We start from the raw sequence: 13,814 nt of genomic DNA on the forward strand, positions 1-13,814 counted from the left end.
GGAGCAGAAGAGCCGACACGGCGGCGAGGCAGCCACCGATTGTTCCGTTATGAGACCTGACAAGCCAGTCGAAAGGGCGTACGTGGAAGGCACTGCAACTTCTCCGGAAACCACCGTCGCAGCGGATGGCGCCGCTCCTGCACGCGCCAAGAAGACGGCGAAGAAGACCGCGCGCAAGACCGCCCGCAAGGCGAGCCCCAAGGCAGCGCGCACCCCGCGCGCCGCCGCCCGGCCCGCCGGCGGGCACGCGTCCGCCGCGACGGAGCCCGCCGGGGAGGACGCGCCTGCCGCGAAGAAGACGGCGAAGAAGTCCGCCAAGAAGACCGCGACGAGCGCGCGCAAGGCCGCGGCGAAGAAGTCGACGACGGGCGCGAAGAAGAAGGCGACGAAGAAGTCGTCCTCGACCGCGAAGAAGACCACCCGGAAGTCGGCGGCGAAGAAGACGGCCAAGAAGACCACCCGCCGCGCCGCGCAGAAGAAGGCGACGAAGCCGGCGACCTCGACGACCGCCGGGGTGAGCGACGAGCCCGCGGAGAACGACGCCGCGGTCGCGAGCGTCAACCCCAACGAGTCGGAGCTCGCCGACGCGGTCGACGCCGTCGACGAGGAGCAGCACGACGAGGAGCTCGAGGAGGTCACCGACCCCGACGCGGAGGCCGCCGACGAGGAGCTCGCCGACGACCCCTCGGTCGAGGAGGCCTCCGGCATCGAGGATGACGAGGACTCCCACAGCGTCGACGAGGTCGACAACATCCCCGACCAGCACCCCGAGGAGAAGGACGACGACGAGGACGACGGGTCCTCGGTGTGGGACGAGGACGAGTCCGCGGCGCTGCGACAGGCCCGCAAGGACGCGGAGCTCAGCGCCTCGGCGGACTCGGTGCGCGCCTACCTCAAGCAGATCGGCAAGGTCGCGCTCCTCAACGCCGAGCAGGAGGTCTCGCTCGCGAAGCGCATCGAGGCCGGCCTGTATGCCACCTACCGCATGGAGCAAATGGCCGAGGCGAAGGAGCGCGGCGACAAGGACGCCAAGCTCTCCCCCGCTGTGAAGCGCGACATGCGCGCCATCGCCCGCGACGGCCGCAAGGCGAAGAACCACCTCTTGGAGGCGAACCTCCGCCTCGTGGTGTCGCTCGCGAAGCGCTACACCGGCCGCGGCATGGCCTTCCTCGACCTCATCCAGGAGGGCAACCTCGGGCTCATCCGCGCCGTGGAGAAGTTCGACTACACCAAGGGCTACAAGTTCTCGACCTACGCGACGTGGTGGATCAGGCAGGCCATCACCCGCGCCATGGCGGACCAGGCCCGCACCATCCGCATCCCGGTGCACATGGTCGAGGTCATCAACAAGCTCGGCCGCATCCAGCGCGAGCTGCTCCAGGACTTGGGCCGCGAGCCCACCCCGCAGGAGCTCGCCCGGGAGATGGACATCACCGAGGACAAGGTCTTAGAGATCCAGCAGTACGCGCGCGAGCCGATCTCCCTGGACCAGACCATCGGCGACGAGGGCGACAGCCAGCTCGGCGACTTCATCGAGGACTCCGAGGCCGTCGTCGCGGTCGACGCGGTGTCCTTCACCCTGCTGCAGGACCAGCTCCAGGACGTGCTCACGACGCTCTCCGAGCGGGAGGCCGGCGTGGTTCGGCTGCGCTTCGGGCTCACCGACGGGATGCCGCGCACCTTAGACGAGATCGGCCAGGTCTACGGCGTCACGCGCGAGCGGATCCGCCAGATCGAGTCGAAGACGATGTCGAAGCTGCGCCACCCCTCGCGCTCCCAGGTGCTGCGCGACTACCTCGACTAATCGGCGCGACCGCGCCGTAGGCGTAAACGACTTCGGGCCCCGCCCCGGCCTTCATCGGCCGGCCGCGGGGCCCGAAGCTCGTCATCTGAAGAACTTTCCTTCCACCCTGTAGGCAAGCGGAGCATCAGGGCCTCACCGGAGTGGCAGACGAGCGGGTCAGTGTGGAATGGCGTTGACTCCACAATGCACTCGGGGCGCAGGCTACCGGCCGATACGATGCGCGACCTTCGCGCCCCGTGATCCCTGCCCGGCAGTTGCCTCTGACCCCACGCATCCACGCCGGCAAATATAGTTACCGCCCGCTGAGCCGACAAGGCTTCCACCCTGCTTAATCACCGTACACGTCAAAACCCTTGTCGGTGTTTGCACCGGCAAACGTTAAGACGATGTCACCCGGCTCTTCAGTTCGATGAAGTTATCGCAGCGACGGAGAACGTCCGGATCATGGGTGACGAATACTATGAGACTGTCGGCACTCATCTCCGCGAGACAACCTAACAAATTATCCTTCACTGTGGTATCTAGGTTCGAGGCGATTTCGTCCAGCAAAGCGATCGAAGGCTTAGCCAGAAGCAAGTTTATCGCGAAAAGAATTTGCTTCTGCCCACCTGATAAGCTTATCCCCTCCGCACCTAAAAGGGTGTCGAGCCCCTGAGGTAGCCCCTCGATAAAACCGCGGACACCGAGAGCCTCGGCTGCAGAGAGGACGCACTCATCAGTGCGCTCCAGCCCCATGAGAATATTTTCGCGCACGCTCAAGGAGAATACGTCTCGATCCTGGGTCAAATAATATGGTCGCCCCTCAAATGCACGAGGCTTGGATTCCCCGGAGCTGACATGTATACGACCACGCTGCGGACGAACCAAGCCGGAAACCAAAGTGAGGAACGTACTTTTTCCGACTCCGTTCGGACCCGCGAGACCGTGAATTCCGTTTCCTACTATGCTAATATCCGAGTAGGTAATAGTTTTCCCGTTCGGAAACGAATAGGTCACTCCAGACGTGTGGATCTCTGCGACACCCGACGACGCCCCATCACTGTGAAGGTGGAAGTCCCCCGGATTAAGGTCCTCGTGGAGCACCTCCAGCCTATCCTTCGACACTCGAGACTCTTTAAGCTCCCCCAACGACGTAGCAATCGTGACCAGAGGGGTGATTACATAGATGAGGTAAAGAAAAAACGAAGCTAGAGCACCCGGAGCCAGATCGCCACGGACAGTCAGCGCGCCGCCCAGAACGAGGACACCAACAATGCCTACCTGCGTACCAATACTCACGACGGGCATTATCAGCGACGAATAACCAACGAGGCGAACGCCAATTTTCCGAGCAGATTCCGCTCGATCATCTAGCTTCCTAATAAATATATTATTAGCTCCCATCGCCTTAATCGGAAATATATTATAGAGTATTTCATAGAGAAATAAGGAATAACTAGCCTCGCTTTCTCGCGAATCCTTAGCATTCTTTTGGATTTTCGCCAACACTACAACAAGAAACACCCCAAATATGGCTAGTACGATAATCAGCGCTAGACTCAAGCGCCAACTTGCGACAAACATACCGCCAAAGCATAACACCACAAGAAGTATAGAACTAAAAAGTTCCGGAAATATTGAAAAATACGGACGTTGAAACAGCGGAATATCCTCGACCACTCGATTATTGATGTCGCCACGATCGTAGCGTCGGAATTTCTCGATAGCCGAGTTGACAAGTCGCGTCGAGAATGCCGACCTTACGTTAAAAACGAACCTCTCTGACGCAATCCCCAGGGCAAGCCGCCCAAACGTCGCCCCCGCCGCATCGACAACAAAAAGAACGATAAGGATTATTATAGATAATCGTACGCTGCCATTGTTTATGAGAAATGTGTCGGCGGCGTAGCCAACTACTGCCGGCTGAGCTGCGGTAGCGACAGATCCGATCGCCATCGCAATTATACCGAAGATATATAATACCCTAGCCTTGCGAAATCCTATTTGTACCATATGCTGTAAATCTCTCATTTTTATGCGCCTGGTCGAATGTGCCCCCTCCGGGGGGGATGACACAAAGATCCTCTGGCGGTATTTTCTACAGGTAGTAGAATATTTTGGTTCGAGGCGCCCGACGCCGATTTCGCCTCTGAATACAGTTAGACGTATGCACCGTAAACCGCACGGCAACGGGCTCTTGCCCTATCTGAATATTCGGTGCATTCCAGCGCCCATGGAGCGACCTCCGCCAGGTGCTATCCTCCATCCGGTCCGGGAAGACGTGACCGTCACCGTCCTTCCGCGCCTCGTGGTCGGTGTACCTCGATCACGGGGCTTGCGAAAGCATATCACACCTAGCTACCGCTAGCTTGCCCATCTAATATTAGATTTTGACAATATATTAGTTGCATCTTTACAGCTTCCGACCAGTCGTACGTTGGGGCACCTTGTTGGAGGTGGTCCGGACGCACGATTCTTTGAGTTCTTTTTCTCGGACGCTGCGCGGCCGCGCGGTCGACCCACCGAGCGAGCACCCCGTTGATCTTCACTCTCGCGTCGTCGGGTTATCACCTGGGGCCGGAGATGTTCAATCCGTTGACTTTCCGTCGACATGTTGCTGTTGAAGGGCGTGCCGACGGCTGTCTATGGGGGCGCCTGCGCTGATCCTTACCGATGCTCGAATGATCTAGACGGCCCCGCTAGGTTTTGCTGCTGCACGTGGTACCACCCCACGCTGTAGTGCAACGGCCCCGTTTAACCGACGTGCCCGCGACAACGATCACGCCGCTGGGGGTTCTAGAGAGCACGCTCACGCGTGTGGCGGGGCTTTGCGAGCGTCCAACGGAAGGGGGGGTCTCAAAGCCTGTACCGCGCATTTTCCGATCGGACCATAGACGATGTCCGCCCCTTGTGCTTCCAGGCGCCGCGCGACTTCCTCGGCTAGTCGCCGCGACCGCGCCGTAGGCGCGAACGATACCGGGCCCCGCCCCGGTCTTCATCGGCCGGCAGCGGGGCCCGGTTTTCTGTGTCTGGGAGCCGGCCTCTCCTCTTTTCAGGAGAGAGGCGGGGCGCGGCGGCTAGCTGCCCGCCGGCGTGGCGGCGGGACGCGCGGCGGGCCCGGGGTTCTGTGCGGGCGCGGGCCGGAGACCCCTCTTGCCGTAGGCCGCGCGCCGCAGCAGCACCTCGAGCGGCCCGGACCTGCCGAGGAGCTCGAGCACACCAGAGCCGGCCACGGTCGCGCCCCACACTAAGAGCGCGATGAGCAGCTGGCCCGCGGCGCCCACCCCGTCGGCGAGCTTGAGCGGGAAGCCCGCAACGAGGACGAAGAACAGAGCCGACTGCGCGACGTATGCGCTCATCGAGCGCCTGCCGGTCGCCACGAGCGGCAGTAGCCACGCCGGTACCCCGTCTCGTCCCCGCGCGCCGGCCGGCACGCGGCGCTGCAGCGGCTCGAGCGCGAGCGCCAGCGCCGCGACGATGCCCGGGCCGGCGATGAGGCCGACGGCGAGGTTGAGCACCGGGAACACGGCGCCCGCCGTCTCGCCGAGCACGCCGATCTCGGCGAGCGCCCAGGCGATGCTGAACGGCACGACGACCACAGCCGCCACGATCGCGAGGCCGGCGAGCGGGCGGCGGTACTCGCCGACCCTGCCGAGCATCCCGTGACGGCCGATGATCACGCCGAGCAGCACGGGCGGCAGGTACATAGCCAGCAGGGGCAGGGCCACTACCTGTCCGGCGAGGATCACCAGCCCGACGGCAACGACCGCGCCGTAGCTGTCGGGGATGATGAGCTCCCCGCCGGCGAGGACCGATCCGGCGCCCAGCGTCGTGCCGAGCGCCGCGAGGCCTATGAGCAGCGCAACCGCGACGAAGATACCGCCCGCGAGCCACGCCAGGGTGTGGCTTCGGACCGTGACCAGCGCGATGAGGAAGAGCCCCATCATGCCCCACTGGAACATGATGTCGCCCAGGAAAAGAAAGACCATGTGGATGACGCCCAGCACCGCGAGCGTCCCGTAGCGCCTGGCAAGAATTTGCCGGGCCGTGCCGACCGGGTAGCCGCGCCGGTAGAGGCTCGCGGTGATCATGCCGAAGCCGATGCCCAGCACGGTGGCGAACATGGGCAGGCCGCGGTTGTGGGCGAGCAGCGTCTCGACGAACACGGCCGCCTTGTCGGCGAGCCGGTCGTCGTAGACGCCGCCGGTGTTCGCAGCGAGCGGCGCGTCGACCGCCGGGGCCCACACGGTAGCGAGGTTGGCGATCGCGATGAACAGCAGCATGAGCCCGCGCGCCACGTCGAGGGAGAGGACCCTCTTCGCGGCGTTGGTGCGGACGGGCCGAATCGGCGAGCGTTCCGCCACGGTGGTTACTCGGTGAACGCGTCTTCGAGGCACTGCTCGATACGCTGCTCGTTGCCACTGTCGATGGCGTCGCCGCATTCCGTTAGGACCTCGCTGGTGACGGAGACGAGCAGCATGGCGCCCAGGCCAAGGAGGACGAGCGTGAGGACCGCGCAGACCAGCCCCACGACGCCCATCCACACGCGCTTCGCCCCGGAACGCATCTTCGCGGAGCGCACGAACGAGATGATCGCGAGCACGATCGCGGCGATCGCGAGCAGCGGGGTGACGAGCACCCCGATGATGGTGATGTTGAGCAGCAGCGCCGCGAGCCCGATGCCCAGCGCCCAGGGCGCGATGGCGTTCTTCTCCTCCTCGACCTCGTAGTTGTCGGAGTCGTAGTAGCCGGTGGGCCCGGGCTGGTAGGCCGGCGGGGTGTCGTAGACCCGCTCGTCCGGGTCGGGCTGCCCAGCGCTGCCGGGCCAGGCGGCGGGCTGCCCACCGGCGGCCTCGCTGGGGGCGGATCCGGCCTGGGGGTCGTCGGGGCGGGCGGGCTCCTCGCGGTCGGTAGCCATGGAGCGTGATCACCGGTCCTTTCTCGCTCTCGCGGGGCTGGCCCGCCGGGAGTCTCCGGCGGGGCCAGTGGTTGTCACGCTCAGGCTAGTGCACCCAGGACCGCTCAACCGCCTCTTCAAGGGAATCGTTACCGAATTGTGAATCTTTGCCTCGAAAAGGAGGCTCGGGCAATATTTCTACCAGTCGCGCAGGTAGTTGATCCGGGCGCGCAGCTGGTCGGCGCTGGCGAGGGCGGTGGGCGGCCCGCCGCAGGCCTTGCGCACCTCGTTGTGGATCGCGCCGTGGGGCCGGCCCGTGCGCGAGGCGGTGAGCGCGACGACGGCGTTGAGCTCCTTGCGCAGCTTGGGGATCTCCTCGCTGGCGACGCGCTCCCTGGCCTGCTTGGCTCCCTCGCTGCGGCGGGCCTCCGCGGCGCGCTTCTCTTCCGCCTCGTGGGCCTTGGTGCGCTCCTTGAGCTGCTCGTCCTGGCGCTTGTGGAGCAGGGCGCGCATCTGCTCGGCGTTGAGCAGCCCGGGCAGCCCGAGGTAGTCCTGCTCCTCCTGGGAGCCGGCGATCGTTCCGGTGCCGTAGGTCGAGCCGTCGTAGATGAGCGAGTCGAGCTCCGCGTCGGCGCCGATCGACTGGTACGGCGACTCGTGGTCGGGCTCGTTCTCCTGGCGGTTCGCCTGGGCGAGCAGGTCGTCGTCGAGCCCGTCGCTTTGCCGGTGCGGCTTGCCGAGCACGTGGTCGCGGGACTTCTCGAGCTTCGCCGCGAGGTCCAGCAGGACCGGCACGGAGGGCAGGAAGATCGAGGCGTTCTCCCCGGGCTGGCGGGCGCGCACGAAGCGCCCGATCGCCTGCGCGAAGAACAGCGGCGTCGACGCGGACGTGGCGTACACCCCGACCGCGAGGCGGGGCACGTCGACGCCCTCGGAGACCATGCGCACGGCGACGAGCCACTCGTCGGAGCCCTCGGAGAACTCGTCGATCTTCTTCGAGGCGCCCTTCTCGTCGGAGAGCACCACCGTCACCGGCGTCGACGAGAAGCGCTTCAAGATCGCGGCGTACGCCCGCGCGGACTTCGCGTCGGTGGCGATGACGAGCCCGCCTGCGTCCGGGATGTCGCGACGCAGCTGCTCGAGCCTGGTCTGCGCCGCGGAGAGCACCGCGGGGATCCACTCGCCGCGCGGGTCGAGCGCGGTGCGCCACGCCCGGGCCGACTGCTCGGGGCTGAGGGGCTCCCCGAGCCTGGCGGAGTACTCCTCGCCGGCGCTGTCGCGCCAGCGCGCCTCGCCCGAGTAGGCGAGGAACACCACCGGGCGCACCACCCCGTCGGCGAGCGCGTCGGCGTACCCGTAGGTGTGGTCAGACTGGCTGACCAGGTGGCCCTCGCCGTCCTCCTCGTAGCGCACGAAGGGGATCTGCGCGTCGTCGGAGCGAAACGGCGTGCCGGTCAGCGCCAGGCGGCGCTCCGCGTCTGCGTAGGCCTCCCGGATGCCGTCGCCCCACGACTTCGCGTCGCCGCCGTGGTGGATCTCGTCGAAGATGACGAGGCTGCGCCTCGCGGTGGCGAGCTGGTAGTGCTTCGCTGGGTGCAGGGAGACCTGCGCGTAGGTCACCGCCATCCCGTGGTAGGCGCGGTTGAGCCGGTCCGAGTTGGAGAACTTCGCGTCCAGCGACAGCCCGACCCTCGCCGCCGCGTTGGCCCACTGGGTCTTGAGGTGCTCGGTGGGCACGACGACGATGATGCGCTCGACGACGCGCCGCTGGATGAGCTCGGTGGCGACCCGAAGCGCGAAGGTCGTCTTGCCCGCTCCGGGGGTCGCGACCGCGAGGAAGTCCTTCGGTTCCCGCTTAAGGTACTTGCGTAGCGCGGCGCGCTGCCAGGCGCGCAGGTTCTCGTCGCCGGACAGCGGCGCGAGGTCCACGTCGCGCGGGGTGTCCTCGCCTGCCGCGCCCGTCACTTGCGACGAAGCCCCTTGAAGATCCGCTCGCAGTCGGGGCAGACCGGGGAGCCCGGCTTGGCCTGCTTCGTGACCGGGAACGTCTCCCCGCACAGGGCGACGACCATCTTGCCGCTGATCGCCGAGTCGACGATCTGGTTCTTCTTGACGTAGTGGAAGAACTTCGGGGTCTCCGACCCGGTGGTGGTTTCTTCCCTGGTCTTTTCCCTATCGATGGTCTGGGTTGCGGTAGTCACGGGGCCCATTGTGCCCCACCCATCTGCGGTTTGGCGAAGGCGCCGGTTAGCCTGGGTGGCCATGGCAAGGCGCGAGCATCCCCGGGCGGAGAGCCGGGGCACCAGGCGCGGCACCCGGCAGGCGCCCGTGCTCATCACCGACGCAAAGCGCACCCCCTCGGAGGACCGGCGCATCCGCGCGAAGCGCTACGCGTGGCTCCAGGGGATCCGCATCCCGCTGCTCGTGCTCGCGATCTGCTGCTACTTCTTCTGGGATCAGGAGCTCGTCGCCGCGGGCCTCATCCTCGTCTCCGTGCCGCTGCCCTGGCTCGCGGTCGTCGTCGCCAACGCCCGCGGCGAGCCGCGCGACCCGCGCCGCCGCCAGGTCTACAAGCCCGGCGCAGCGCGCCAGTGGGCCGCCGAGCACCCCGAGGCGCTCTCCGGGAGGGCGAGCGGCGCACTCGGCGCGGGCGGAGGCGAGCCGGACCCCCAGCCCGGCGAGGGGCCGGGCGACGTTATCGACGGCGACGAGGACTCTGGCCCCCGCACCCCGTAGAGTCTCCAAGGGACACGGCAGGCGGCGCCAGCCCACCCGGCGCGCCGCCCGGCCGGGGCGACCGAGACCGCGAATGAAAAAGGGGTTGATCACCGGTGCGCGAGGCTCTCCCGGGGCTTTATCAGGCGGCTCCCGCGCTCGTCGGCGCGCTCGACGAGGCGGGTCTCGACTCGGACGGGCTCGGCGAGCTGCTGGGTGGCGGGGCCGGAGCGGCGCTGCTGCGCGGCGAGCCCGCCCCGGTGCGCCGCGCCCTGAGGGACGCCGAGCCGGCCGCGGCGGAGCTGGTCTCCCTGGTCTTCCTCCACGACGCGCTCCCCCGTCCCGAGGTCGAGGACCTCATCGGCGGGGAGGTGCTCGCCGCCCTCGAGTCCGACGGCCTCGCCGAGGCGCTCCCCGGCGGGCGGGTGCGCCTGCTGCTCGACGCGCGCGCCCATGAGCTCGGCGGGGCGCTGCGCTGGGTGCTCTCCGACGCGGACGCCGCGTTCCTCGACCGGCCGGCGGGCCGCGAGCACGTCCTCGGCGTCGGCCAGGCGAGCCTCTCGCTGGCGGGCAGCGTGCCAGGCTCCCCCGCCGGGCGGGTGCTCGACCTCGGGGCGGGCTCCGGGGTGCAGGCGCTCGCCCAGGCGGCGGTGGCGGAGAGCGTCGTCGCGACCGACGTGGCCGAGCGTTGCCTCGGCTTCGCCGCCGCGACGCTCAAGGCCAACGGGGTCGGCAACGTCGAGCTGCGCCTCGGGAGCTGGTTCGAGCCCGTCGCCGGGGAGCGCTTCGACCGGATCGTCGCGAACCCGCCGTTCGTCGTCGGCCCGCCCGAGGTGGGCCACGTCTACCGCGATTCCGGTGAGGGCCTCGACGCGGCGACCCGCATCGTCGCCGAGGGCGCGCCGAAGCACCTCTCCCCAGGCGGGAGCGCCCATGTCATCGGCTCGTGGGCGCACGTTAAGGGCGAGCCGTGGCAGGCGCGCGTCGCCTCCTGGCTCCCGGCGCGCGGCGTCGCGGCGTGGGTGCTCGAGCGCGACGCCGTCGACCCGGCGGCCTACGTCTCGACGTGGCTCAAGGACGAGAACGTCGACCCGCGCTCGGCCGAGGGCGAGCGGCGCTCGAGCGCGTGGCTCGACTACCTCGACGGGCAGCGCGTCGAGGCGATCGGCATGGGCTTCATCGCCCTCAAGGACATCGGCGACCACGCTTCCGAGGTCGTCGCCGAGGAGCTCACCCAGCCGCTGTCCGGGCGGCTCGGCGACGAGGTCGAGGAGCACTTCGGCCGCGCCGCGTGGCTGCGCGAGCACACCGCCGAGGGCCTCCTCAGCTCCCGCTTCCGGCTGCGCTCGGGGCTCGCCAAAGAGGACGTCGCGCTCGCCGACGAGGAGGCCGGCCAGGGCTTTGCCCGCGCGGCGCTGAGGCTCACCCGCACCGACGGGCCGCGGTTCAGCCACGAGGTCGACGAGGAGCTCGCGGCGATCCTCGCCGGCCTGCACCCGCAGGGCTTAAGCCTCGGGGAGACCGCCTCGCTCTACTGCGCGGCCCGCGGCCTCGACGAGGGGCAGGTGCTCGGCAGGCTGCCGGGGCTGATCGAGGGGCTCGTGCGCCACGGGCTCGTGCTCCCCGCCGGGCTCGGCGGCGGCGCCGAGGCGGGCGAGCGCGACGAGAACGACCGATAGAGACCAATAGATAAGGAGACGCGATGAGGGCGGTAATCAGATGAGGGCGGTAATCAGCAGGGTCAGCGAGGCGGCCGTCACCGTCGACGGGGAGACCGTCGGCGCGATCGACGCCCCGGAGACCCTCGGGCTGCTGGCGCTCGTGGGCGTCCACCGCGAGGACGGCGACTCAGACGTCGAGACCATGGCCCGCAAGATCGCCGAGCTGCGGATCCTGCCCGGCGAGCGCGGCGCGGCGGACCTCGGGGCGCCGGTGCTCGTCGTCAGCCAGTTCACCCTCCAGGGCGAGACGCGCCGCGGCCGGCGCCCCTCGTGGGCGAAGGCCGCCCCGCCCGAGGACGCCCGCGGGCTCATCGACGCCCTCGTCGCGAACCTTGAGGGCCGGGGCCTCGACGTGGAGACGGGCCGCTTCGGCGCGGACATGGACGTCTCCTCGGTCAACAGTGGCCCCTTTACCGTCCTCGTCGACACCCGCCGCGAGGACTAGCCGCTTAGCGAAAAAGGCGCCCTCACCTGGCCGGGTAACCCCCGTCACGGGCGCGGGAACTATCCCGGGGGCACATGCGTTAGAGCCAATGGGTAGAGCGGTGACGAGACTTGAACCTAAGGAGGGCTCGATGACAGAACCTGCCACGAACGAGCACGACGCCGAGGTGGAGGATCCGGGCAGCCGCCGCAATCAGACCAACGACAATCCCTCGGCCGACCTCGTTCGGGTCTACCTCAACGGGATCGGCAAGACCGACCTTCTGACCGCGGACGACGAGGTCGAGCTCGCGAAGCAGATCGAGGTGGGCCTCTACGCGGAGCACGTGCTCGCCGACCACGACGAGCCCCTCACCCGCGCGAAGAAGCGCGATCTTAAGGTGCTCGCGAGGCAGGGCAAGAAGGCGCGCAGCCACCTCCTCGAGGCGAACCTCCGCCTCGTGGTGTCGCTCGCGAAGCGCTACACGGGCCGCGGCATGCCGCTGCTCGACCTCATCCAGGAGGGCAACCTCGGCCTCATCCGCGCGATGGAGAAGTTCGACTACCAGAAGGGCTTCAAGTTCTCCACGTACGCGACGTGGTGGATCAGGCAGGCGATCACCCGCGGGATGGCGGACCAGTCCCGCACGATCCGGCTGCCCGTCCACCTCGTCGAGCAGGTCAACAAGCTCTCCAGGCTGAAGCGGGAGCTCTACCAGAACCTCGGCCGCGAGCCGTCCAACGAGGAGCTCGCCGGCGAGTCCGGCCTGCCCGAGGAGAAGGTCGAGCTGCTGCTTCGCCAGTCCCGCGACCCGGTGAGCCTCGACATGCCCGTCGGCGCGGACGAGGAAGCCCCGCTCGGGGACTTCATCGAGGACGCCGAGGCCGCCGACGCGGAGCTCTCCGTCGTCGCGACGCTGCGCCACGACGACATCCACGACGTGCTCGGCTCCCTCGACCAGCGCGAGCAGGACGTCATCACCCTGCGCTACGGCCTCAACGACGGGGTGCCGCGCACCCTCGACCAGATCGGCCGGAAGTTCGGGCTCTCCCGCGAGCGGGTCCGCCAGATCGAGCGCGAGGTCATGAAGAAGCTCCGCGAGGGGCGCCGCGCCGCCCGGCTGCGCGACTACGCCCGCTAAGGTCCAGCGCGAGCGGCTTAAGGCGATGGTGTAATCTTGGTCTCCACCGTGTGAGCTATCCTGGGACTCGCAGCGAACGGTACCCTCGCCCGGACCGCGCCCGCCCCGGCCGACGGGGCGCCGCGGGCCCGTGATAGCGTGCCGCCGTCCGCGGCGAGGCGATTCTTAGTTGCAGACGAACGACGAACACTAGCGCGCCCCGGCAACGAAGCAGTATAAAGAGGCGCCTGGCAAAGGGTAAAGGGAAGGCGTGACGTGCGATGCGCGATCTAGTTGACACCACGGAGATGTATCTCCGCACGATCTACGAGCTCGAGGAGGAGAACATCGTTCCCCTGCGCGCCCGCATCGTCGAGCGCCTCGAGCAGTCCGGGCCGACCGTCAGCCAGACGGTCGCCCGCATGGAGCGCGACGAGCTCCTCCACGTGCGCCCCGACCGCACCATCGAGCTCACCGAGAAGGGCCGCCGCAAGGCCGTCGCGGTCATGCGCAAGCACCGCCTCGCCGAGCGGCTCCTCACCGACGTGCTCAAGGTCGATATCACCAAGGTCCACGACGAGGCCTGCCGCTGGGAGCACGTCATGAGCGACGAGGTCGAGCTCAACGTCATCAACGTCCTCGGCGAGGACGCGGCCCGCTCCCCCTTCGGCAACCCCGTTCCCGGCCTCGACGAGCTCGACACCGACGTCGCCGAGACCGCCGAGCACATCGGGCTGCGCGCCTACGACCTGCCCGACAGCCAGCCGCGGCGCGCCCGCATCACCCAGATCAACGAGGTGCTCCAGGTCAACGGGATCTACCTGCGCGACTTCCAACGCGCGGACATCGACCTCGGCTCCGAGGTCGTCATCGTCAACCACGGCGGGCTCGTCACGCTCACCAACGGCGACCGCTCCGTGGAGATCCCCTCGGAGCTCAGCCACGCGCTGCGCGTCGAGCTCATCGACTAAGAACCCAGCTCCGCCCCGCCCCGCAGGCCCTAACCCGGCCCGGGGCGGCTTTTTATGCCCGGGTTGTCGGCACAGATCCCGGTCCTGGGCCGGGCTCGCCGAGCGAGCGGGCGGCCTCGGCGAGGCGCCCCCGCGCCGCGCAGGCGCGAAGCGCGCGGGTGAGGCCGTGGCCAGGGCGCTCGG

11 protein-coding genes are annotated in these 13,814 nt (G+C 67.8%); 6 read left to right on the forward strand and 5 right to left on the reverse strand.

Annotation, left to right across the window (positions count from 1 at the left end; translation table 11 throughout):
• The first annotated feature begins 49 nt into the window (after positions 1-49).
• Entirely contained in the window at positions 50-1,804 is a 1,755-nt protein-coding gene (locus tag HMPREF9719_RS00200; RefSeq protein WP_118787975.1) for an RNA polymerase sigma factor, read from the forward strand.
• Between the two features lie 378 nt (positions 1,805-2,182).
• Here HMPREF9719_RS00200 and HMPREF9719_RS09350 read toward each other — a convergent pair whose 3' ends face one another.
• The 5 genes from HMPREF9719_RS09350 to HMPREF9719_RS00225 form a co-directional block, all read right to left on the reverse strand.
• Positions 2,183-3,814 carry an ABC transporter ATP-binding protein gene (locus HMPREF9719_RS09350; protein ID WP_118787976.1) on the reverse strand — a complete coding sequence of 544 codons (1,632 nt, stop codon included), beginning with the start codon at positions 3,812-3,814 and terminating at the stop codon, positions 2,183-2,185.
• A 1,046-nt stretch (positions 3,815-4,860) separates the two neighbouring features.
• Positions 4,861-6,147 carry a DUF418 domain-containing protein gene (locus HMPREF9719_RS00210; protein ID WP_004599928.1) on the reverse strand — a complete coding sequence of 429 codons (1,287 nt, stop codon included), beginning with the start codon at positions 6,145-6,147 and terminating at the stop codon, positions 4,861-4,863.
• Positions 6,148-6,152: 5 nt separating this feature from the next.
• On the reverse strand, positions 6,153-6,701 hold the full coding sequence (locus HMPREF9719_RS00215) for a hypothetical protein (RefSeq protein ID WP_004599929.1): 549 nt from the start codon (positions 6,699-6,701) through the stop codon (positions 6,153-6,155).
• 177 nt (positions 6,702-6,878) lie between these two features.
• Positions 6,879-8,594, reverse strand: a complete 1,716-nt coding sequence (locus HMPREF9719_RS00220; protein ID WP_038075317.1) for a DEAD/DEAH box helicase — start codon at positions 8,592-8,594, stop codon at positions 6,879-6,881.
• Positions 8,595-8,641: 47 nt separating this feature from the next.
• On the reverse strand, positions 8,642-8,890 hold the full coding sequence (locus HMPREF9719_RS00225) for a DUF3039 domain-containing protein (RefSeq protein WP_004599931.1): 249 nt from the start codon (positions 8,888-8,890) through the stop codon (positions 8,642-8,644).
• A gap of 52 nt (positions 8,891-8,942) precedes the next feature.
• Between HMPREF9719_RS00225 and HMPREF9719_RS00230 the strand changes: the two genes are divergently transcribed.
• The 5 genes from HMPREF9719_RS00230 to HMPREF9719_RS00250 all read left to right on the forward strand — a co-directional run bounded on the left by HMPREF9719_RS00230 (position 8,943) and on the right by HMPREF9719_RS00250 (position 13,631).
• Complete coding sequence (locus HMPREF9719_RS00230) at positions 8,943-9,416, forward strand: DUF3099 domain-containing protein (RefSeq protein WP_157857668.1); 474 nt, start codon at positions 8,943-8,945, stop codon at positions 9,414-9,416.
• Positions 9,417-9,511: 95 nt separating this feature from the next.
• On the forward strand, positions 9,512-11,074 hold the full coding sequence (locus tag HMPREF9719_RS00235; protein WP_004599933.1) for a DUF7782 domain-containing protein: 1,563 nt from the start codon (positions 9,512-9,514) through the stop codon (positions 11,072-11,074).
• Positions 11,075-11,114: 40 nt separating this feature from the next.
• Positions 11,115-11,561 (forward strand): D-aminoacyl-tRNA deacylase, encoded by a 447-nt coding sequence (dtd, locus tag HMPREF9719_RS00240; RefSeq protein ID WP_004599934.1) that lies wholly within the window; start codon positions 11,115-11,117, stop codon positions 11,559-11,561.
• Positions 11,562-11,691: 130 nt separating this feature from the next.
• Positions 11,692-12,681, forward strand: coding sequence for a sigma-70 family RNA polymerase sigma factor (locus HMPREF9719_RS00245; RefSeq protein ID WP_004599935.1), 990 nt, complete (start codon positions 11,692-11,694; stop codon positions 12,679-12,681).
• A gap of 260 nt (positions 12,682-12,941) precedes the next feature.
• Positions 12,942-13,631, forward strand: a complete 690-nt coding sequence (locus HMPREF9719_RS00250) for a metal-dependent transcriptional regulator (protein WP_004599936.1) — start codon at positions 12,942-12,944, stop codon at positions 13,629-13,631.
• The last annotated feature ends 183 nt before the right edge of the window (positions 13,632-13,814 follow it).

The sequence above is a fragment of the Corynebacterium otitidis ATCC 51513 genome (genome assembly GCF_000296405.1).
In the GTDB taxonomy this organism is placed as follows: Bacteria; Actinomycetota; Actinomycetes; order Mycobacteriales; family Mycobacteriaceae; genus Corynebacterium; species Corynebacterium otitidis.